22 protein-coding genes and 1 pseudogene are annotated in these 21702 nt (G+C 66.3%); 13 read left to right on the forward strand and 10 right to left on the reverse strand.

The genetic code is table 11. The features are described 5' to 3' along the window. Together AWC07_RS27600 and AWC07_RS29355 are read left to right on the forward strand one after the other, a co-directional pair. The coding region (locus AWC07_RS27600; RefSeq protein WP_208622417.1) for a hypothetical protein at positions 1-441 on the forward strand (441 nt) is incomplete at its 5' end. A 218-nt stretch (positions 442-659) separates the two neighbouring features. Next, positions 660-2308 (forward strand): annotated as a pseudogene (locus AWC07_RS29355) (PE family protein). A gap of 5 nt (positions 2309-2313) precedes the next feature. On the opposite strand, the gene AWC07_RS13690 reads toward AWC07_RS29355, so the two are convergent. The 7 genes from AWC07_RS13690 to AWC07_RS13720 form a co-directional block, all read right to left on the reverse strand. Then, a complete protein-coding gene (locus tag AWC07_RS13690; protein WP_036414182.1) occupies positions 2314-2502 on the reverse strand; it encodes a ferredoxin in 189 nt (62 codons plus the stop codon). Then, positions 2499-3770: a cytochrome P450 gene (locus AWC07_RS13695; protein ID WP_085105105.1), complete on the reverse strand. Its 1272-nt coding sequence runs from the start codon at positions 3768-3770 to the stop codon at positions 2499-2501. Before AWC07_RS13695 ends, AWC07_RS13690 begins: the two co-directional genes overlap by 4 nt. 137 nt (positions 3771-3907) lie before the next feature. Continuing rightward, complete coding sequence (locus tag AWC07_RS13700) at positions 3908-4423, reverse strand: hypothetical protein (RefSeq protein ID WP_036413798.1); 516 nt, start codon at positions 4421-4423, stop codon at positions 3908-3910. Further along, entirely contained in the window at positions 4420-5034 is a 615-nt protein-coding gene (locus AWC07_RS13705) for a TetR/AcrR family transcriptional regulator (RefSeq protein WP_036413799.1), read from the reverse strand. The genes AWC07_RS13700 and AWC07_RS13705 overlap by 4 nt, the downstream gene beginning before the upstream one ends. Positions 5035-5126: 92 nt before the next feature. Continuing rightward, the gene (locus tag AWC07_RS13710) at positions 5127-6275 is read right to left on the reverse strand and encodes a thiolase family protein (RefSeq protein WP_036413802.1); all 1149 of its coding nucleotides are present in this window, start codon (positions 6273-6275) and stop codon (positions 5127-5129) included. Between the two features lie 250 nt (positions 6276-6525). Beyond that, positions 6526-7692 (reverse strand): acyl-CoA dehydrogenase family protein, encoded by a 1167-nt coding sequence (locus AWC07_RS13715; protein ID WP_036413805.1) that lies wholly within the window; start codon positions 7690-7692, stop codon positions 6526-6528. A gap of 63 nt (positions 7693-7755) precedes the next feature. Further along, positions 7756-9054, reverse strand: a complete 1299-nt coding sequence (locus AWC07_RS13720) for an amidohydrolase family protein (RefSeq protein ID WP_036413807.1) — start codon at positions 9052-9054, stop codon at positions 7756-7758. A gap of 280 nt (positions 9055-9334) precedes the next feature. On the opposite strand from AWC07_RS13720, the gene AWC07_RS13725 reads away from it, so the two are divergent. The 7 genes from AWC07_RS13725 to AWC07_RS13755 are packed head-to-tail and all read left to right on the forward strand — an operon-like array spanning position 9335 to position 14996. Continuing rightward, complete coding sequence (locus AWC07_RS13725; protein ID WP_036413809.1) at positions 9335-9877, forward strand: carboxymuconolactone decarboxylase family protein; 543 nt, start codon at positions 9335-9337, stop codon at positions 9875-9877. A 4-nt stretch (positions 9878-9881) separates the two neighbouring features. Further along, entirely contained in the window at positions 9882-11174 is a 1293-nt protein-coding gene (locus AWC07_RS13730; RefSeq protein ID WP_036413812.1) for an aromatic ring-hydroxylating oxygenase subunit alpha, read from the forward strand. Beyond that, positions 11146-11481, forward strand: a complete 336-nt coding sequence (locus AWC07_RS13735; RefSeq protein WP_036413814.1) for a hypothetical protein — start codon at positions 11146-11148, stop codon at positions 11479-11481. Before AWC07_RS13730 ends, AWC07_RS13735 begins: the two co-directional genes overlap by 29 nt. A gap of 3 nt (positions 11482-11484) precedes the next feature. Further along, entirely contained in the window at positions 11485-12699 is a 1215-nt protein-coding gene (locus AWC07_RS13740) for a metal-dependent hydrolase family protein (RefSeq protein ID WP_036413817.1), read from the forward strand. 1 nt (position 12700) lies between these two features. Then, positions 12701-13120 (forward strand): nuclear transport factor 2 family protein, encoded by a 420-nt coding sequence (locus AWC07_RS13745; protein ID WP_036413820.1) that lies wholly within the window; start codon positions 12701-12703, stop codon positions 13118-13120. Continuing rightward, entirely contained in the window at positions 13117-14205 is a 1089-nt protein-coding gene (locus tag AWC07_RS13750) for an acyl-CoA dehydrogenase family protein (RefSeq protein WP_075512044.1), read from the forward strand. The genes AWC07_RS13745 and AWC07_RS13750 overlap by 4 nt, the downstream gene beginning before the upstream one ends. Next, positions 14202-14996, forward strand: a complete 795-nt coding sequence (locus tag AWC07_RS13755; protein ID WP_075512043.1) for an acyl-CoA dehydrogenase family protein — start codon at positions 14202-14204, stop codon at positions 14994-14996. The genes AWC07_RS13750 and AWC07_RS13755 overlap by 4 nt, the downstream gene beginning before the upstream one ends. 113 nt (positions 14997-15109) lie before the next feature. Here AWC07_RS13755 and AWC07_RS13760 read toward each other — a convergent pair whose 3' ends face one another. The 3 genes from AWC07_RS13760 to AWC07_RS13770 form a co-directional block, all read right to left on the reverse strand. After that, positions 15110-15544, reverse strand: coding sequence for a DUF4189 domain-containing protein (locus tag AWC07_RS13760; RefSeq protein WP_420865960.1), 435 nt, complete (start codon positions 15542-15544; stop codon positions 15110-15112). Positions 15545-15675: 131 nt separating this feature from the next. After that, positions 15676-15993, reverse strand: coding sequence for a hypothetical protein (locus AWC07_RS13765; protein ID WP_036409387.1), 318 nt, complete (start codon positions 15991-15993; stop codon positions 15676-15678). A 171-nt stretch (positions 15994-16164) separates the two neighbouring features. Beyond that, positions 16165-17340, reverse strand: a complete 1176-nt coding sequence (locus tag AWC07_RS13770; protein WP_036409386.1) for an acyl-CoA dehydrogenase family protein — start codon at positions 17338-17340, stop codon at positions 16165-16167. A gap of 197 nt (positions 17341-17537) precedes the next feature. On the opposite strand from AWC07_RS13770, the gene AWC07_RS13775 reads away from it, so the two are divergent. From AWC07_RS13775 to AWC07_RS13790, 4 genes are all read left to right on the forward strand, one after another. After that, positions 17538-18191: a TetR/AcrR family transcriptional regulator gene (locus AWC07_RS13775; protein ID WP_036409384.1), complete on the forward strand. Its 654-nt coding sequence runs from the start codon at positions 17538-17540 to the stop codon at positions 18189-18191. 196 nt (positions 18192-18387) lie between these two features. Then, complete coding sequence (locus tag AWC07_RS13780; protein WP_036409382.1) at positions 18388-19590, forward strand: cytochrome P450; 1203 nt, start codon at positions 18388-18390, stop codon at positions 19588-19590. A gap of 23 nt (positions 19591-19613) precedes the next feature. Continuing rightward, positions 19614-20453 (forward strand): mycofactocin-coupled SDR family oxidoreductase, encoded by an 840-nt coding sequence (locus AWC07_RS13785; protein WP_036409380.1) that lies wholly within the window; start codon positions 19614-19616, stop codon positions 20451-20453. Positions 20454-20464: 11 nt separating this feature from the next. Continuing rightward, the gene (locus tag AWC07_RS13790; RefSeq protein ID WP_036409377.1) at positions 20465-21295 is read left to right on the forward strand and encodes an SDR family NAD(P)-dependent oxidoreductase; all 831 of its coding nucleotides are present in this window, start codon (positions 20465-20467) and stop codon (positions 21293-21295) included. Positions 21296-21702: the final 407 nt, after the last annotated feature.

Below are 21702 nucleotides of genomic sequence, written 5' to 3' on the forward strand. Positions count from 1 at the left end.
GCTGTGGGCGGTGACGGCGGCAACGGCGGGGCCGGCGGTGCCGGCGGTCGTGGCGGGCTGCTGTTCGGTGACGGCGGCGCCGGTGGCATCGGCGGAGGCGCTGGTGGCGGGGGGGTCGGCGCTACGGGCGGCACCGGCGGCACCGGCGGAACGGGAGCAGTGGCGGGGTTCACCGGCGAGGGCGGCAATGGCGGCAACGGTGGCGACGGCGGCGCCGGCGGAGATGGCGGCGACGGCGGAAACGGCGGCGCCGGCGGCGCCGGCGGGCTTTTCGGCCACTCCGGGGCGGCCGGCGCCGGCGGCACCGCGGCTGCCGGTGGTGCCGGCGGCACCCCCGGCACCGGTGGCGCGGGCGGAACAGGCACTGTGAACGGCGCGGCCGGTGGCACCGGCCAGACCGGCGCCAGCGGAGCAGACGGCGTCAACGGCCTGCCCGGCTGAACGGGGGGGCGTATCGGCGCACGCCCGGCCCGCCTCGTCGCCAACTCTCGCTCGTGGCCTGCCGGCAGGCGCGGGTACAACGTCCGCATTCACTTGAAGAGGTCCGTGCGCGGTGTGCGGAAAACGCCGCAGCCTTAACGTGAATGGCGATACGATCGGCGTTTCCCACCAAATCGCGTCTACCGGCAATAGTTGCCGTGTCGCAGGAGGGTAGCACCATGGCGTATGTGATCGCGGCCCCGGAGATGGTGGCGGGGGCGGCAACAGATCTCGCGAGCCTTGGGTCCACGGTCAGCTCGGCCAACGCCGCCGCGGCGGGCCCGACCACGGCGCTGGTGGCCGCCGCCGGAGATGAGGTGTCGGCGGCGATCGCCGCCCTGTTCGGGGCACACGCCCGCAGCTATCAGGCGCTCAGCACCCAGGCGGCGGCGTTTCACACCCAGTTTGCGCAGGCCTTGACCGCCGGTGCGGGCTCATACGCGACCGCCGAAGCCGCCAACGCCTCGCCGTTGCAGGCCCTCGAGCACAAATACTCGGCGTGATCAATGCACCCACCCAGGCGCTGCTGGGGCGCCCGTTGATCGGCGACGGCGCCAGCGGGGCCGCCGGCACCGGCCAAGACGGCGGCGCCGGCGGATTGTTGTTCGGCAACGGCGGCAACGGCGGGTCCGGCGGCGGCGCCCACCCCGGCGGCGGCCGGGGCGGTGATGCCGGGCTGTTCGGCAACGGCGGTAACGGTGGGCTAGGCGCGCCGGGCGCGGCCGGCGGCACCGGCGGCAACGGCGGGCTGCTCAACGGCGGCGGAGGCAATGGCGGGGTCGGCGGCAACGCCGTCATCCCCGGGGGCACCGGCGGGATGGGCGGCAACGGCGGCTCGGCCGGGCTCTTCGGCCAGGGCGGGGCCGGCGGCCACGGCGGCCTCGGCGCGCCCGGCGCCGACGGTGTCAACCCCAGTCCCCTGCCGGCGGGCCCCGCGGCGGACAGCGGCGCTCCCGGCTCGCCCGGGAATCCCGTCGGCGGTCCCGGCGGGCCCGGCGCCAATGGCGTCAGCAGCGACACCCTCGGACAACCGGGCGGTACCGGCGGCGACGGCGGCGACGGTGTGTCAGTGGGGGGTAACGGTGGCACCGGGGGAATCGGCGGCGTGGGCGCCGCAGGGGGCACCGGTGGCACCGGTGGCCAGTCGAACGCGAATGGCAGCGTTGGCGGGGTCGGAGGCACCGGCGGCACTGGAGGGGCCGGCGGCGCCGGCGGCATGGGGGGCAAGGGCGGCCTCGGTATTGCCGGTACCGGCGGCACCGGTGGCACCGGCGGCACGGGCGGCACGGGCGCCGCGGGGGGCCAGGGTGGCACCGGCGGGACCTCCGACGCGGGTGACTTCGGCGGCGCCGGCGGGGCCGGCGGGACGGGCGGCGTCGGCGCCGCGGCCGGCGCCGGCGGCACCGGCGGCACCGGCGGCGCCGGTGGTCGCGGCGGACTGCTCTTCGGTAATGGCGGAGTGGGTGGTTCCGGCGGCGACGCTGGTAGCGGCGGCACCGGCGCTCCGGGCGGCAACGGCGGCACCGGCGGCGCGGGCGGAGAAGGCCTACAAGATTTGGGGCCCGCCGGAAACGGAGGCACCGGTGGCGACGGCGGGCCCGGCGGAGACGGCGGGGACGGCGGAAACGGCGGCGCTGGCGGCGCCGGCGGGCTTTTCGGCCAGTCGGGGGCTGCGGGCGCCGGCGGCACCGCAGGTGGCGGCGGCATGGGCGGCAACCCGGGCGGCGGTGGCGCCGGCGGAACAATAGGGAGCGTGAGCGGCGCGGCTGGTGGCATCGGTCTGCCCGGCGTCACCGGCGCGGACGGCGTCGACGGACTCCCCGGCTGAGCTCGTCAGCGCTCGCTAATGGCCTGCTCCGGGCAGCATTCGATGGCCTCGCGGGCGGCTTCCTCCAATTCCGTTGGCACATCGGAAGTTATCGCCACCGAGTAGCCGTCGTCGGTCAGGCTGAAGACTTCCGGGCACAGCGTCAGGCACATGCCGTGACCGCGGCAGGTCCCGTCGTCTACCCAGACCTTCATGCCGGCGTGAACTCCAGGTGCAGCTCGGTCAGGCCACGCAGGATGTAGGTCGGAACATACTGGTAGCGGCGATCATTCGCCGGACCGTGCACACGCTCGTTGATCCTGATGTCCGATGTGCGGTCGAGCAACCGCTCGAGGGCGACCCGAGTTTCGGCACGCGCCAACGGCGCGCCGGGGCAGCTGTGGATCCCTCGCCCGAACGAGATGTGCTGGCGCGCGTTCTTACGGGCCGGATCGAATGTCGCGGGGTCTTCGAACCGGCGCGGATCCCGGTTGGCAGCCGCCTGCACAACCATCACGGTGGTGCCCGCGGGCAGCTCGACGCCACCGACATTGACGGGCACCCGGTTCATCCGGAAGTCGCCCTTGACCGGACTCTCGTGGCGCAGCGACTCCTCGATGAAGTTGGGGATCTGGCTGCGGTCCTTGCGCAACTGCGCCTGGATGTCGGGGCGCTCACCCAGGGTCTGCAACGCCGCACCGAGCAGCCGCACCGTCGTCTCCTGACCCGCCGAGAAAACGTTGGAGGCGACCCGCGCCACGTCTTCGACCTCCGGAATTGAGCCGTCGGGATAGGTGGCGGTGGCCAGGCCGGTCAGCACGTCGTCGCGGGGTTCGCGTCGGCGGTCGCGGACGTAGTCGGAGAACAGACCGTAGAGGAATTCCAGCGGACTGTGCGCCAGCGCTTCCTTGCCGGTGCCCCCGATGCCGCCACCCGAGTGCTCGCGGATGCCCTTGATGAACTTGTCGCGGTCCTCCATCGGCACGCCCAGCAGGTCGGCGATCACCAGCAGCGTGAACGGGCCGGCGAAGCCCTTGATCCATTCGCCGTACCCCGGCGCCAGGAAATCGTCGAGTGCCTGGTCGGCGAGCACCCACATGGCATCCTCGTTCTCCTTGAGGCGCTTGGGCGTGATCAGCCGCATCAGCAGGGAGCGGTGGTTGGTGTGGGTTGGCGGATCAAGCGTGGGCAGCTGGTCGCTGAACGGCAGCTCGTCGCGGTGCTGCTCGATCAGCCCTGTTACATCATCGCCTTCGAGCGGCACCGGGAAGCCAGGGAACGGACCGGTCACCGAGATGCACGAGGACCACGTCTCGGCGTCGTTCAGCACCGCACAGGCCTCGTCCCAGCCGGTGATCATGGTGACCCCATGGTGGTCTTCCTTCGCGACCGGGCACCGCTGCCGCAGGGACTCGTAGTAGGGGTAGGGGTTCTCGACAAGCCGGCTATCACGGAAGAAGTCCATCTCGGCGAACTCATTCATGAGAACCTCCCTCTCACAGATGAGTATGACATTTCCATAGAGGACGGCCGACCGCAACGTTGCCCTGAAGCGCCGAGTGTGAAAATGGCGACGCGACACGCCGCTAGGGCGTCGTGCGATTCACAGTGGCGGGGACTTTAGGCCGGGACCAAGTCAGCCGCGACCGACGGGCAGGCCATCAGGCCGCTGCGGAAGACTTCGGTCGATGCGATGGAAGCCTGGGGCAGTGCGGCCGCGGCCATCGCCTGAGCCTTGAACGTCCGGGCCGCCATGCTCAGCCGATGTTGCACCTGACCGACGCTGTCGTCCAGCTCGGCCGGCCAGGTCTGTCCCCAGAGCGTGACTTCGGTGCCGCCATGATCGAGGGCCCGCAACACACCGCGGCGCACCCGCGAATCGCAGCCGAGCAGATCCGCCGACGCCGCCAGGGCCTGTGGGCGCGGACGGGTATCCACCGATGCCAAGGCGTCTTCGAGGTCGAGTGTCTGGACTCCGAGGATCTGCAGCGGCCGGTTGTCGGTCTGGTCGGCAGAGTCGTCTGGGAAAAGAACCGTGACGTCCCAGCCCGCCATGGCGCGGTCGAAGAGCCACCCGCCGGCGAACTGCACCACGTCGGCGACGCTGGAGGCGACGACGTCGAGGCGGTACCTCATGTCTTCTGGGACGTCGTGGGTGGGGCGAAGTCCCGTGCCAACGACTCCGCGTACTCCTTGAACACCGCGGTCAGGGGTATCGAAGGATTGAGCAACCATATCGTTTCCATTCCGTGGACGAAGGCGAGGATCTCCACTGCTTTGACGGCCGGGTCGATCTCGGTGCGATACCGGCCGTCGGCCTGACCGCGTCGGATGAGTTCGGCGACGATATCGATCGCTTCCCGCTGTCGGTCCAGCATGCGGTCGTGCAGCGGGGCGTCGGGAAGGATGTTTTCGACCAGCAGCACCGTGAACGTGCCGACCAGTTCGGGTGCTCGGTTGAAGCGATCGGCAACCCGCGCGATCTCGACGAGGAGATCACCGGCCCGGTCGGCATGGGAATCGTCGTCGAGGTCGCGCGCGTCTAGCACCGCGTGCAGCAGCTGTTCCTTGGATTCGAAGTGATGCAACAGCCCCGCGGGGCTGACCCCGGCTTCCCCGGCAATCTGGGCCAACGTCGTATTGCGCCAGCCGTTGCGCGTCAACAACCGCTGCGCGACCTCAAGGATCCGCTGCTTGCGGTCCTCGCCCTTGGCCAGAAGCGTGTTGTACGGCCGTGCGTCGGGCACCGCACTCCTTAAAACCGCGCTCGCGAGATAACCTACTGAACACACAGTAGGTTGGTTTGGCCACCCTGACAAGGGGCGGCGTGCGCACCCTGTTAAGCGACGAGCTCGACCAAGGTGGCGTTGGCGGTCCCGCCGCCCTCGCACATGGTCTGCAGCCCGTAGCGAATCCCGTTGTCGCGCATGTGGTGCAGCATTCGCGTCATCAGCACCGCGCCGGACGCGCCCAGCGGGTGGCCCAGCGCGATGGCTCCGCCCAACGGATTGAGCCGATCCGGGTCCGCGCCGGTTTCGGCGAGCCACGCCAGCGGCACCGGCGCGAACGCCTCGTTCACCTCGAAAACGCCAACCTCCGCTAGCGAGACACCGGACTTGCGCAGCACCTTCTCCGTTGCCGGGATTGGGCCGGTGAGCATGAGCACCGGATCCGCCCCGGTGACCGCGCCCGCTCGGTAGCGCGCTATCGACGTCAACCCAAGCTCCAGCGCCATCGCCGAGGTGGTCACCAGCAACGCGGCCGCGGCGTCGGAGATCTGCGAGGAATTGCCTGCGTGGATGACGCCGTCGTCGACGAATGCCGGCTTGAGCGCGGCCAGTTTCTCGACACTGGTCCCGCGCCGTACCCCTTCATCAACGTTGACGATCGTCCCCTCGTCGACAAACACCGGCACGATCTGATCGATGAAGTCCCCGCGGTCCTGGGCGGCGGCGGCCAGCTCATGGGATCGAGCGGAGTATTCGTCGAGCTGGCCGCGGGAGAAGCCCCACTTCGTGGCGATCATCTCCGCCGACAAACCCTGGTTGAACGAGAAATCGCCATAGCGGGCAAGGACTTTCGGCCCATATGGCATACCGGTCGCCCTGGCCGCACCGAGCGGAACGCGGCTCATCACTTCGACCCCGCCGGCCACCACGACGTCTTGCTGACCCGACATCACCGCTTGCACCGCAAAGTCGAGCGCCTGCTGGCTGGAACCGCACGCCCGATTGACCGTGGTTCCTGGGATGCTCTCCGGCCAGCCCGCGGCCAGGACCGCATAGCGGCCGATGTTGCTGGACTGATCACCGACCTGGGAGACACACCCCCAGATCACGTCGTCGATGATCTCGGGGCTGACGCCGGTCCGTTCCAGCAGTTCGTTGAGGACGACCGCGGACAGGTCGGCGGCATGCATGCCGGACAACCCGCCGTTGCGCTTCCCCACCGCGCTACGCACCGCCTCGACGATCACTGTTTCGCGCACGGTCTGCTCCGATCAATCCAATCTCGATACGGCCCACCGACCAGTAAACGACGAGTCCAGTTCTGCGATGACGGCGGCATGCGCTTCAGGGACGATCCGGAGGGTTTGGCGGCTTGCGCAAATTCCCGGATGTTGCGCATAAGCGCGGCCTCGGTTGGGTACCTCCTAGCTAGGCTTCGACGGCGGCCGCACAGTTGCCGTCGTGGCGGCAGGGGATGGAAGCCCTGCCGCGGATGGGGAAATCGGCCGCTCAGTAACTTCTAGGCAGCTTGAGCGCATGCGTGCCAAGAAAATTCAGGATCATCTCCTGGCTGATCGGTGCGATCTTCATCAGGCGGGCCTCGCGGAAGTAGCGCGCGACGTGATACTCCTCCGCGTATCCCATGCCGCCGTGGGTTTGCAATGCCCGGTCGGCCGCGGTGAAACCGGCGTCGGCGCACAGGTACTTGGCGGTATTCGCTTCGCGCCCACAGGGTTTGCCGTTGTCATAGAGCCACGTCGCCTTGCGCAACATCAGCTCGGCGGCGTCCAGCCGGGCCAGCGCGTCGGCCAGCGGGAACTGGATGCCCTGGTTCATGCCGATCGGCCGGCCGAAGACCTCACGTTCGTTGGCGTACTTGACCGCCTTGTCGAGTGCGACCCTGCCGATCCCTAACGCTTCGGCCGCGATCAGCATCCGCTCCGGGTTCAGTCCGTCGAGGATGTACTGGAAACCCTTGCCCTCCTCGCCAATCCGGTCCTCGACCGGCACCTCCAGGTTGTCGATGAACAACTCGTTGGAGCTCACAGCGTTGCGGCCCATCTTGGGAATCGGGCGGACGTCGACGTGGCTGCGGTCCAGGTCGGTGAGGAACAGCGTCATCCCGTCGGTCTTCTTGCTGACTTCGTCATAGCTTTGGGTGCGAGTTAGCAGCAGAATCTTGTCGGATTCCATCGCCTTGGAGATCCACACCTTGCGGCCGTTGACGATATAGCGATCGCCGTCGCGCTTGGCGAAGGTGGTGATGCGTGAAGTGTCAAGCCCCGCACCGGGTTCGGTCACGCCGAAGCACACGTGCACTTCGCCAGTGGCGACGCGCGGCAATGTGCGCGCCTTGAGTTCCTCGGAGCCGTGCACCACTACGGGTTGCATGCCGAAGATCGACAAGTGAATCGAGCTGGCGGCATTCATTGCGCCGCCGGATTTGGCGACCTCCTCCAGCAGGATCGTGGCCTCGGTGATGCCCAGGCCATGGCCGCCGTACTCGGTCGGAATCGTCATCCCCAGCCAGCCGCCGTCGGCTATGGCGCGGTAGAACTCGAGCGGAAACTCGTACGCCTGGTCTTTTTCCATCCAGTAGTGGTCGTCGAACTTGCGCGCCAACTCCGCCACCGACCGGCGAATCAGCTCCTGGTCTTCCGTGAGCTCAAACTCCATCCCCTGCGCGCCTCCTTTCAGCGCGAGCTGGGGGTACCTCCCGGCTGGCCAGCATGGGGCGCCTCAATCCTGGTTGCCGGTAAGCTCTTTCGCGCTGGCCGCAAACTCCGCGAACGACGAACCCGCCCGCTGGTCCTTGTGGTGGCTGAGCGCCCGAATGGACACGTCGTGGCCCTCGGCGGCCTTGCGCAACGCGCCGATCGTCGCCTGCTCCGGCGTGATGTGGGTGAACGGGTCGAACGAGTACCAGCGCATCGCGTTCTGGTGGGTCATCTTGTTGATCTCGTCGTCCGGCACGTTGTTCACCGACAGGACGTCCCAGAGTTCCTCGGGTGCGCCCGGCCACATCGAGTCGCTGTGCGGGTAGTCGGCCTCCCAGCAGATGTTGTCGATGCCAATCATGTTGCGCAGCGCCACGCCCACCTTGTCGCTGATGAAGCAGGTGAGGAAGTGCTCGCGGAACACATCGGAGGGCAGCTTGCCGCCGAAGTTCTGATGCGTCCACGTCGAGTGCATCTCGTAGGTGCGGTCCGCTCGCTCCAGGAAGTAGGGGATCCATCCGGTCCCGCCCTCCGAGAGCGCGATCTTCAGATCCGGGTACTCCTTGATGGGCCGTGACCACAGCAGGTCCGCGGCGGCCTGCACGATGTTCATCGGCTGCAGCGTGATCATCACGTCCATCGGCGCGTCCGGCGCGGTGATCGCGAGCCGGCCCGACGATCCGATATGGATGTTCATCACGGTGTTGGTGTCGCACAACGCCTTCCACAGCGGGTTCCAGTACTCGTTGTGGAAGCTGGGGTAGCCCATCGCGGCCGGGTTCTCGGTGAAGGTCAGCGCGCGCACACCCTTCTTCGACACCCGACGCACCTCCGCCGCACACGCCTCGGCATCCCAGATCACCGGTATCGCCATCGGGATGAACCGCGCCGGGTAGGCACCGCACCACTCATCGATGTGCCAGTCGTTGTAGGCCTGCACCAGCGCCACCGAGAAATCGGGATCGTCGGTGGCAAACAGCCGCCCGGCAAAGCCCGGGAACGACGGGAAGCAGATCGAAGCCAGGATGCCGCCGGCATTCATGTCCTTGACTCGTTCGTCGACGTTGTAACAACCCGGCCGAATCTCGTCCAGACCCGTGGGCTCGATCCCGTATTCCTCCTTGGGCCGGCCGGCCACCGCGTTGAGCGCCACATTCGGGATCACCGTGTCGCGGAACTTCCACATGTCCGAGCCGTCGGGGTTGTGCACCAGCCGCGGTGCGTCGTCGAGGTATTTCGACGACAGGTGGTTCTTGAACATGTTCGGCGGCTCAACGGTGTGGTCGTCGACGCTGATCAGGATCATGTCCTCTTTGTTCATGGCCGTACCCCTCTCCCTTGGGCCCATCGAGTGTCTCCGCGGGCGGCCACCGAGCCGGCATCGGCGAGCCACCACTGCCTCCAAGCTCTCTACTGTTGGAAACTATCTTCTCGCGAAGTGAGAATCAACATTCAGCGCAGCTGCGCGGGCGGGCGCAGCGAAACTCCACGCAGCGGGATTGACCCGGGAAACGAATCATGCAACTCTATTAGTTGGAAATGAGAATCTGATTCTCCGGACAAGAGAGGATCGGGACAAAGCGTCGAGAGGAGGCCGTCGGATGCGTCTGCCGCCACTGCCGGCCGACCAGTGGGACGAGAGCGTCCGGCAGTCGCTCTCGGGCATGTTGCCCCCGGAACGCCGCAACCCGGGAGACGCCGGCAACGCGCTGTCGACGTTCGCCCATCACCCCGCGCTGGCCAAGGCGTTCCTGCGATTCAACATCCACCTGTTGTTCGCCTCCACATTGCCGCCCCGGATCCGCGAACTGGCCATCCTGCGGATTGCGCATCGTCGCGGCTGCGCCTACGAGTGGACCCATCACGTGTCGCTGGCCCGAAAGGCCGGAATCGGCGAAGACGAGGTGGCCGCGGTCCGCCGCGGTGAAGCCGGCGACGACTTCGAACGCGCGGTGCTCACCGGCGTCGACGAACTCGACGAGAAGTCGGAGTTGTCCGACGAGACCTGGGCCGCTCTCGGCGAACGCCTCGACGACCGTCAGCGAATGGACTACGTGTTCACGGTCGGCTGCTATGCACTACTGGCCATGGCTTTCAACACTTTTGGCGTCGAGCTGGAACAAGACTCGAAACAAGAGAGGTAGTACCTTGCCCCACTTCACCAAACCAGCCGCGGGGAGCTGGACGCAAAACTATCCCGAATTGGGCACCGCACCGGTCGACTACACCGATTCGATCGACCCGCAGTACTTCGCCGAGGAACAGCAGGCGATCTTCCGGCGCACCTGGCTCAACGTCGGCCGTGTCGAACGCCTGCCCCGGACCGGCAGTTACTTCACCAAGGAGCTGCCGTCGGCCGGCGCCGGCATGTCGGTGATCGTCGTCAAAGGCAAGGACGGCGTGATCCGGGCCTTCCACAACATCTGCCGTCACCGCGGAAACAAGCTGGTATGGAACGACTTTCCGCACGAAGAGACCGCGGGCACCTGTCGGCAGTTCACCTGCAAATACCATGCCTGGCGCTACAGCCTCGACGGCGAGCTGACCTTCATCCAACAGGAGGACGAGTTCTTCGACGTCGACAAAAGCCAGTACGGCCTCAAGCCGGTGCGCTGCGAGGTGTGGGAGGGGTTCGTCTTCGTCAACCTCGACCCAAACGCGACGCCGCTTACCGAATACCTGGGCCCGATGGCCAAAGGCATCGAGGGTTACCCCTTCCACGAGATGACCGAGGTGTATTCCTACAAGGCCGACGTCGGCAGCAACTGGAAGCTGTTCATCGACGCGTTCGCGGAGTTCTACCACGCGCCGGTACTGCACCAGGGCCAGTACACCAAGGATGAAGCCGCCAAGATGATGAAATACGGCTTCGAGGCGCTGCACTATGAGCTGACGGGCCCGCACGCGATGATCTCGGTCTGGGGCGGTCAGTCGCCACCCGCCGACCTGAGCATGGTCAAGCCCATGGACCGGGTGCTGCGCAGTGGGCTGTTCGGCCCCTGGGACCGTCCCGACTTGATCAGTCAACTCGATGAGCTGCCGCCGGGCATCAACCCGTGCAAGGCAAAGCAGTGGGGCATCGACTCGTTTCTGTTCTTCCCGAACTTCATGCTGCTGATCTGGGCGCCCGGCTGGTATCTCACCTACCACTACTGGCCGACCGCGGTGGACAGGCACATCTTTGAGACCAGCCTGTATTTCGTGCCGCCGCGAAACGCGCGGGAGCGGTTGGCCCAAGAGCTGGCCGCCGTCACGTTCAAGGAATACGCGCTGCAGGACGCCAACACCCTGGAAGCCACCCAGACCATGATCGGCACCAAGGTGGTCACCGAATTTCCGTTGTGCGATCAGGAAATTCTGCTTCGGCATCTGCACAAGATGACCGGGGACTACGTCAAGGAGTACCGCAACAATGGCCACGCCAAGCAAGCTGCCCGCTGAATTCGCCGACCTCGAGCCCTATCTGGACTGGGACCTGGCCACCGAGCCCGAGCGCTACGCCAAGCGGTTGGCCTCTTCCATGTCGGAGATGCAGGCGTTTTACGACGCGGCATTCCCCCGCCTGAACGACGCGATCGCCTACTGTGACAAGTATCCGCTCGACGATCTGCCCGAGGACGCACGGACGCTGATGCACGTGATGCAGTCGCTGATCATGGTGTCGTTTCCGGTGGAGGCCTGGAAGCAGCCGCGGGTACCCGACAGCGGCGCGGCCTGGGTGGAGCTGATCAAGGAGCCGGTGATCTGACAGGTGATTACGGTCAAGGCCGCCGGGCTGCTCGACATTGACGCCGGCGAGATCGTCCGGCCCGGCGTGGTGCGGGTGGACGGCGACCGGATCGTCGGCATCGGTGGCGCTTCCGAGGGTGACGTGATCGATCTGGGCGACCAGATCCTGCTGCCCGGGCTGATGGACATGGAAGTCAATCTGCTGATGGGCGGGCGCGGGGAGAAGCCCGGTTTGTCGCAGGTGCAGGATGACCCGCCGACGCGGGTGTTGCGTGCGGTCGGCAATGCCCGCCGCACGCTGCGCGCCGGGTTCACCACGGTGCGCAATCTGGGCTTGTTCGTCAAGACCGGCGGGTACCTACTCGATGTCGCGCTGGGCAGGGCCATCGATGCCGGCTGGATCGACGGACCCCGGATAGTGCCTGCGGGACATGCCATTACACCCACCGGCGGGCATCTCGACCCCACCATGTTCGCCGCCTTCGCACCGCACGTGCTGGACCTCACCGTCGAGGAAGGCATAGCCAACGGCATCGACGAGATACGCAAGGCGGTGCGCTACCAGATCAAGCACGGCGCTCAGCTGATCAAGGTCTGCTGCTCCGGCGGAGTGATGTCGCTGACGGGACCGCCTGGCGCGCAACACTATTCCGACGAAGAGCTGCGCGCTATCGTCGACGAGGCGCACCGGCGCGGGCTGCGGGTCGCCGCGCACACACACGGCGCCGACGCGGTCCGGCACGCCGTCGCCGCCGGCATCGACTGCATCGAGCACGGCTTCCTCGTCGACGACGAGGCGATCGCGACGATGGTGGCGCACGGCACGTTTCTGGTGTCGACCCGCCGCCTGGCCGACGGCGATGCGATGGACGTCTCCCATGCCGCGCCCGAGTTGCAGGCCAAGGCCGCCGAGATGTTCCCGCGGGCGCGCACCTCGATGCTGGCCGCTTACCGGGCCGGCGTGAAGATCGCCGTCGGCACTGACGCTCCCGCGATACCGCACGGCCGCAACGCCGACGAGCTGGTCACCCTCGTCGAGTGGGGTATCCCGCCGCTGGCCGTGCTGCGGGCAGCCACGGTGACCGCCGCCGAGCTGATCAACGTCGCCGACCGGGGCCGGCTTGCCGCTGGCCAGTTGGCGGACATCATCGCCGTGCCGGGAAACCCGTTGGAAGACATCACCGTTACCCGCAACGTCAGCTTTGTCATGAAAGGCGGCAAGGTCTTTGTCCGATAACATGCCCAGCAGAACTGACGACCTGGTCGAGATCCAGCAGTTGCTGGCACGCTATGCCGTCACCATCACCCAGGAAGACATCGAGGGGCTGCTGAGTGTCTTCACGCCCGACGGGACATACAGCGCCTTCGGCGACACCTATCACCTCGACAGGTTTCCGCAATTGGTGGCCGCGGCCCCAAAGGGCTTGTTTCTCACCGGAACCGCGCTGGTGGATCTCGACGGTGATTCGGCAACCGGCACCCAGCCGCTGTGCTTTATTGAACACACCACCCACGACATGCGAATCGGCTACTACCGCGACACCTACCTGCGCACGTCCGATGGCTGGCGGCTGAAAACCCGCGCGATGACGTTCATCCGGCGCAGCGGCGCGCATGACTCCGGGCGCCCGCACGCCGTCGGGCGTCCCGCCCCGTGAATGTCGAACAGTTCCGGGCCGACCTGCGCGCATGGCTCGACGAGCACGATCTGACGCCCGGACCCGACCATTCGCTGCGCGGTCAGATGCAGCAGCTCGCGCGTGTCCACCGGGCGTTGTACGACGCCGGTTGGATGCGCTACGGCTGGCCGGTCGAGGTCGGCGGACTGGGCGGGCCCGCGCTGCTGCGAGCGATCGTCGGCGAGGAGGTGGTCGGCCGCCGGCTGGCCGAACCGGGCCCCTACTCGATGGTCGAGGTGCTCGCGCCCACGATGATCGACTACGCGCCGGCAGAACTCGCGGCGCGGCTGGTGCCGCGGCTGCTCAGCGGTCGCGAGCACTGGTGTCAGGGCTTTTCGGAACCGGGTTCGGGCAGTGACCTGGCGTCGTTGTCCACCCGCGCCGCCCCCCACGAGGACGACTGGATTGTCAACGGGCAGAAGGTGTGGACCAGCTTCGCGCAGTTCGCCACCCGATGCATCCTGCTCACCCGCACCGGGCCGGGGCATGACGGACTCACCGCGTTCGTCGTCGACCTGGACACGCCCGGCATCACGATTCGCCCGCTGCGCACCATGCACGGTGTCGACGAATTCTGCGAGGTCTACTACGACAACGTGGTGATCCCGGCCAGCCGGATGCTGGGCCGCCCGGGAGACGGCTGGCGGCTGGCGATGGACCTGTTGCCGTATGAGCGCTCGACCTGCTTTTGGCAACGGATCGCGTATCTGTATTCCCGATTCGACGCGCTGATCGCCGAGGCTGACGACCCCGACGAAGGTGCGCTTGGCGCAACCTATCTCGCGTTGCACACGCTACGGTGCCGCTCCCGCGCCACCCAGCACCGATTGGCCGGCGGCGCCCGCCTCGGGGCGGAGACCTCAATTGACAAGGTGCTGTTGGCAACCGCCGAGCAACGCCTCTACGACACCGTTCGCGACCTGCTGCCCGGAACGCTCGAGCTCGACGACACAGCGTGGCGACCGGAATACCTGTACTCGCGCGCGGCGACCATCTATGGCGGTACCGCCGAGATTCAGCGCAACATCATCGCCCGTCGGCTGCTCGGTCTCGGGAAGGAATGACGGTGGAGCCCGAGGCACTGCGCTTGCTGGCCGACTCCCTGCGCGCCACGATGACCGCGGCCAGGGGCGCCAAGCTCGACGCGGCGTTGTCCGATCTCGGCTGGCACGACATGCTCGATGAAATACCTTATGTTGCAATCCCTTTGGTGTTCCGGCTGCTCGGCGAGACCGGCGGGCACGCTCCCGTGCTCAACGATGTGGTGCTGCGCGCGGCCGGACGGGCGGACGGCGGTACCGTACCGTTGCCGTTCGCGGGGGGTTCGTGGGTGGTGTGGGAACGCGACGACGGGGCCAACTCAACGCTGGGCGAATTGCCGATACATCGCGTGCCAGAGGGCGATCCGGTACCGCTCGCCGCGGGCCGGCGCGCGGTGGGCTGGTGGCTGGTCGGCACCGGCCGGGCGATGTTGGCGCTGGCACGCCGGCATGCGCTGGACCGCGTCCAGTTCGGGAGGCCGATCGCGTCTTTCCAGGCGGTCCGGCACCGGCTGGCCGAGGCGCTCGTCGCCCTCGAGGGCGCCGAAGCCGCCGTGCAGGCCGCCACCGACGAACCCGACGAGCTCGCGTGCTTGCTGGCCAAGGCCGCCGCCGGCCAGGCCGCGCTGACCGTCGCCCGACATTGCCAGCAGGTGCTCGGCGGCATCGGCTTCACCGCCGAACACGCGTTGCACCGCCACGTCAAGCGGTCGCTGGTCCTCGACGGACTGCTGGGCAGCTCACAAGAGCTCGTGCTGGAGGCCGGAGTTGCTTTGCGAGCCAAGGGATTTGCTCCTCGGCTGGCTCATCTCTAGTACAGCTGAGCCGCGACAGTGAATCTCACGACGCGACACCCAGACGCGGCGTCGAGCAATTCACACTCGCGGCGGGGCTAGCCGGGGGCTAGCCGAGGGCTAGCCGCGCGGAATCACAACCCGTTACACAGCCAGTTGACGATCTGCCCGGCGCCGAGCCTGTTGACGGCGTCCGCCATTGCCTCGCTGAGCGTGACGCCGCTTCCGCCTTGGTAGGTCGAGCCGTCATAGGCGACCGCTCCGCATCGTTTGAAGCCAATGAGCACCTTGCAGGTGTCGAGGCCGCACTGGTCCAATGCGACTTGCTCCGCTTTTGCCGGGGTCAAGTAATTCCGCGATTTACCCCACTCGCCGGTCGGGGCATAGGCGATGGCGCCATAGTGGATCCTCGGCGGGATAGGCATTTCGGGCACCATGCCCATTTCGGACAGCACAGCGCTATCGATATGGGCATCTAGCGGCGGAACCAGCGGGAGCGCTACAACCATCAGCCCAACGGTAGCCCCCACGGTGGCTGCTGCAAGCGTGATCCGACGTCGTGTTGTCATCATTTTTCCCGACCCCTTTCTGCGGTCTGCAATCCAGCGGTGTGAGTAGGTCCAGATGACATACGTAAACAACTGTGTCGAAAGATGAGAGGCTGGGCGCTGCTAGTTCTGGCGCGGCCCTAGGTCTCCGACTACGGGTGCGGCGCTGGTGTTGTCGTGCTGGGCATTTGCTGAGGACCCATCATTCCGCCCGGACCCATTCCGGGTCCCATCCGTCCGCCGGAATCCATCATCGAGCAGCCGCCGTCACGCCCGCCGTAAGGGCCGTGTGTAGCCCGACCCAAGAAGAACCCGGAGAAGAAGATCAGAGCAACGATGAACACGACACCGGCGATGATGCCCACCCAGGTCAACAGTTGATCTAGCCAACCGGGCCGGCCAGATCGATCGTCATACCGGCGCTGCTCCGCGCCGGTGGTCGGTTCGGCAGATTCTGGTGTATGCGTCATGCGTGGAATGATGCCACATAAGTACCCTACACGGGTATGGTCTTTAGACCCTAAATAGCGCGTAATCGTTCACACTGACCAGCAAAGGAAGCCCTATCTGGGTATACACACCCCTCTAGGGTGGGTACGTTTCGCCGTGACGGTGTCAGCCGGCGGCTGCGCCGACGGGGCCTAGTCGCGCGGGAGGCCGAGGATGCGCTCGGCGATGATGTTTCGCTGGATTTCCGAGGTGCCGCCGGCGATGGTGCCGGCGAAGCTGCGCGCATACCGGTCGAACCAGCTGCCGTAGTGGGCGTCGAGGTTCAGCGGCGCGAATGGGGCGCTCACGCAGGGGTGCACCAGCCCGTCGGCTTCCGCGGCGTTCAGCGCATCTTCCGAGGCACGCTGCAAGGCCTCCGAACCGAGCAGCTTGAGCACGGACTGGGCGGGCACATCTTCGTCTCCGCGCGCGGCCCGGGCCAGGGCCGCAGACCCCAGCAGCCGCATCGCGTGGGTATCCATCACCAGCGTGGCGTAACGATCGCGTTGCAGAATTCCCGTCGGAGCGAAGTCGATTGTCAACTCGCCCAACAGGTTTGCGTATCCCAGCCACAGCATGACGCGTTCGTGGCCCAGTGAGCCGGTTGCCACCCGCCAGCCTTCGTTGAGCTCTCCCACCAGATTCTCGACCGGTACCCGCACATCGGTGAAGAACACCTCGTTGAACTCGACGTCGTCGTGACCGCACACCGACGGAAACGGTCGTCGCACCACACCGGGGGTATCCGTGGGAATCAGCAAGACACTGATGCCCTGGTGTTTCGGGGCTTGGGGGTCGGTGCGCACGAACGTCAGCAACACATCGGCGTCATGGGCGCCCGACGTCCACACCTTCTGTCCGTTGACGACGAAGTGGTCACCATCGGGCACCGCCCGCGTCGTCAATGACGCCAGATCCGAACCGGCGCCGGGTTCGCTCATGCCCAGCGACGCGGTCAGCTCGGCGCGCAGGATCGGCACGGCCCAGCGCCGCTTCTGCTCCGCGGTCCCGAACGACAGCAACGATTCGGCGATGATCCCCACACCCTGCGGGTTGAAGCTGCGGTAAATGCGCCGCCGGGCCAATTCCTCCAAGTACACGTACTGCTGCAATAGCGAGGCGTTGCGGCCGCCGAACTCCGCCGGATTGCCCGGCAGCAGCCACCCGTTGTCGAACAGCAGCCGCTGCCACCGGCGCGCCCACTGCGGGAGGTGCGAGCACGAACGCGGCCGCTGCATCCCCGCAGCCTCGTCGGGCAGATGATGGTCGAGGAACGCGACGAACTCGCGGCGAAAGGCCTCGACGTCGGCATCAAAGGTCAGCTGCACGGCACTCCTGGACGCCCGCTCTTTTGATCGTGCTTCCCAAACACGCGGGTAAGAGAATAGTATTCTCACTCTGAGGAAGTTACAATCTCCAAGACATCGTCGACGAGCCCGTGAGGAGGTCGAGCGCAGCGATGCCACGGCGTTCTCCGGTACAGTCCAACCATGTTTTGTCCCCGCGGCAGTCGCCCGAGCCGCCCGTGACTAATCCCAGCGAAGAACCGGCCTGGAAGCAGCGTGCCGTCGAGCGGTCCATCAAGACCGCGAAATTGCGGGCGGCACAGCGGGTTCAGCGTTTCCTGGACGCCGCGCAGGCGATCATCATCGAAAAGGGCAGCACGGATTTCACCGTCCAGGAAGTCGTGGACCGCTCCCGCCAGTCGTTGCGGAGCTTCTATCTACAGTTCGACGGCAAGCACGAGCTGCTGCTTGCGTTGTTCGAGGATGCGCTGAGCCGTTCGGCCGACCAGATCCGGGCCGCTACGGACGGACACACCGACCCGCTGGAGCGGCTGAAAGTCGCCATCGAGCTGTTGTACGAGGCCTCACGGCCCGACCCCACGGCCCAGCGACCCCTGTTCACCGACTTCGCGCCGCGCCTGCTCGTTACGCATCCGGCCGAGGTCAAGATCGCTCACGCACCCCTGCTGGCGTTGCTGACCGAGCTCATGGAGGATGCCGGTAAAGCCGGCAAGCTGCGCGTCGACGTCAATCCCCGGCGGATGGCCGCGATGACCATGCAGACCGTCATGTTCATTGCGCAGTCAAGCGGCGGCAAAGACGAGGCGACGGCCCATCCCATCACCGCCGAGGAGGTATGGGACTTCTGCTCACGCGGCTTCGCCGGCGCGTAGCGGTTCCAAATATCGCACCGAGTCGTATCGAGCCGAGCCGTTGAGAACTTGATTCTCCGCCATTGAGATTGATAAATAGCAAAAACGAATCCGCCGTTGACACATATTGGCGAATGATGACAGAGTTCAGATGCGGCACGATTCGCGCTCCCGTGGGGGAAACGGGTGAGCGCGTTCCGGCGAGAGGCGATAACCCGTGACAGTCACCGCAGCTAGCGACGTGTATTTCGATCCGTACGACGTAGCGCTCAACGCCGACCCCTATCCGATGTTCCGCCGGCTCCGGGACGAGGCACCGCTGTACTACAACGACCGGCACGACTTCTACGCGCTGAGCAGGTTCGCCGACGTCGAACGGGCGATCGTCGATTATCAGACGTTCAGCTCAGCCAAGGGCGCGATCCTGGAAATCATCAAGGCCAACATCGACATCCCGCCGGGCGTGCTGGTATTCGAGGACCCGCCCATTCACGACGTTCACCGTAAGTTGTTGTCGCGCATGTTCACCCCGCGCAAGATCAGCGATCTTGAGCCGCAGATCCGCGAATTCTGTTCGCGCAGTTTGGATCCGCTGGTCGGAACCGGCAAGTTCGACTTCGTCGCCGACCTCGGAGCGCAGATGCCGATGCGGGTCATCGGCATGCTGCTGGGCGTGCCCGAGGAAGACCAAGAAGCCGCACGCGATTTCGCCAACGCTCAGCTGCGGACCGAGGCCGGCAAGCCGATGAAGGCTTCCGCCTACGGCATGGCCAGCGGCGACTTCTTCGCCCGCTACCTCGATTGGCGCGCCGAGCATCCCTCGGACGACATCATGACCGAACTGCTCAACGTCGAGTTCGAGGACGAGACCGCAACGGTGCGCCGGCTCAGACGCGACGAACTGCTCACCTATGTCAGCGTCGTGTCCGGAGCGGGCAACGAAACCACCACCCGGCTGATCGGCTGGGCGGGCAAAGTGCTGGCCGAGCATCCGGATCAGCGCCGCGCGCTGGTCGACGACCCGTCGTTGATTCCGCAGGCCGTCGAGGAGTTGCTGCGGTACGAGCCGCCAGCTCCGCACGTGGCCAGGTATGTGACCCGAGGCGTCGAGTACTACGGCCGGCAGGTGCCCGAGGGCAGCGTCATGATGATGCTCATCGGGGCGGCCAACCGCGACCACCGCCAATTCCCGCCCGATGGCGATGTTTTCGATATCCGGCGCGAGCCGCGTCAGCACCTGACGTTCAGCGTCGGTACCCACTACTGTCTGGGCTCGGCGCTGGCGCGGCTGGAGGGACGGATCGCGCTCGAGGAGATCCTGAAGCGCTTCCCGGCATGGGACGTGGACCTCGCCAACGCAAAGCTGTCCCCCACCTCTACGGTGCGGGGCTGGGAGACCATGCCGGCCGTAATCGGCTGAGCTGCTTGAGAAATGAGGTAATCATGGCTGGACGTGTCGACGGGAAAGTCGCCTTCATCACCGGGGCGGCACGCGGTCAGGGCCGCAGCCACGCGGTGCGATTGGCGCAGGAAGGCGCCGACATCATCGCCGTCGACGTGTGCAAACCCATCGTCGCCAACACCACCATCCCGGCCTCGACCCCCGAGGACCTTGCCCAGACAGCCGATCTCGTCAAGGGCCACAACCGCAGAATCTTCACGGCCGAGGTCGACGTGCGCGACTACGACGCGCTCAAAGCCGCGGTGGATACCGGCGTGGAGCAATTGGGCCGGCTGGACATCATCGTGGCGAACGCCGGGATCGGCAACGGCGGCGACACCCTGGACAAGACCACCGAACACGACTGGCAGGAGATGATCGACGTCAACCTGTCGGGTGTCTGGAAGACTGTCAAAGCCGGTGTGCCCCATCTGATTGCCGGCGGCAGCGGCGGGTCGATCATCCTGACCAGTTCGGTGGGCGGACTGAAGGCCTACCCCCATTGCGGCAATTATGTGGCGGCCAAACATGGCGTGGTGGGCCTGATGCGGTCCTTCGCAGTTGAGTTGGGAAAGCACATGATTCGGGTCAATTCGGTGCATCCGACGCATGTCAGCACCGCGATGATCATGAACGAGGGGACGTGGAAGCTGTTCCGCCCGGACCTGGAGAATCCGGGTGCCGACGACATGGCGCCGGTCTGTCAGCTGTTCCACACGCTGCCGATTCCGTGGGTCGAGGCCGAGGATATCAGTAATGCCGTGCTGTTCCTGGCCTCCGACGAATCCCGGTACATCACCGGAGTCACCCTGCCCGTCGACGCGGGAAGCTGCCTGAAATAGGGTTGCGTCGTATGGACGGATTCACCGGGCGCGGGGCGGTCATCACTGGCGGCGCGAGTGGCATCGGTTTGGCCACGGCCACCGAGTTCGCCCGTCGCGGCGCCAGTGTCGTGCTCGCCGACATCGACAAGCCCGGGCTCGAACAGGCCGTCACGCACCTGCGTGCCGGTGGCTTCGAGGTGCACGGTGTCATGTGCGACGTCCGCCATCTGCGCGAAGTCACCCGTCTCGCCGACGAAGCTACCCGCCGGCTGGGGCGCGTCGACATCGTCTTCAGCAACGCCGGCATTGTCGTCGCGGGTCCGATCGCCGACATGACGCACGACGACTGGCGCTGGGTGATCGATATCGACCTGTGGGGCTCGATTCATGCCGTCGAGGCATTCTTGCCGGGGCTGCTCGAACATGGCGGTCACATCGCGTTCACCGCATCCTTCGCCGGGCTGGTGCCCAATGTCGGCCTCGGGGCGTACGGCGTTGCCAAGTACGGCGTCGTCGGCCTGGCCGAAACCCTGGCCCGCGAGGTCAAGGACCGTGGTGTCGGCGTTACGGTGCTGTGCCCCATGGTAGTTGACACCAAACTGGTGTCCAACTCCGAACGAATCCGCGGTGCTGACTACGGGTTGTCATCGGCGCCGGACATGACGGGCGCGGCGGGTCCACTGCCGGCGCAGGATGACAGCCTCACCGTTGACGACGTCGCACGGTTGACGGCCGACGCGATTGCGGCCAACCGTCTCTATGCGCTGCCGCACCAGGCCTCTCGGACCTCGATCCGGCGCAGGTTCGAACGTATCGATCGAACCTTCGACGAGCAGGCCGCCGAGGATTGGCGCCACTAGCTTCGCTCCGGTCCCATCAGCCACACCACTCGCTGGAGGTGGGACCACACGATCTGCCCGGCTCACTCGGAAATTCGGGGTGACCAAGAATGCTGCTGGTCAACGATGCCCTCTTGTGCAGCCTTGGATGCCTGGCTCTGTTTTCGGCGTTTTCGGCACGCCGATACCGCACCTTCGCTCAAATCTCTTGTGATGGCAGGCGTTCGGGGGATGTTTCACGTGCTCACCGAGTCGGCTATCATGCCGCCGTATCGAGTGTGCGGTGACGGCTTTGAGTGTGTCCGTAGGGCGGGAATATCCACGATCGGCCGCCCTGACGGCACGCTCGACGGTCGGGTGGCCGGAGGGGATTGCACCCTCCGGCTCCCACAGATCCGGACGTGAACCTCTCGATTCATCCGGCTCTA

The sequence above is a fragment of the Mycobacterium gastri genome, assembly GCF_002102175.1.
GTDB classification, from domain to species: Bacteria; Actinomycetota; Actinomycetes; order Mycobacteriales; family Mycobacteriaceae; genus Mycobacterium; species Mycobacterium gastri.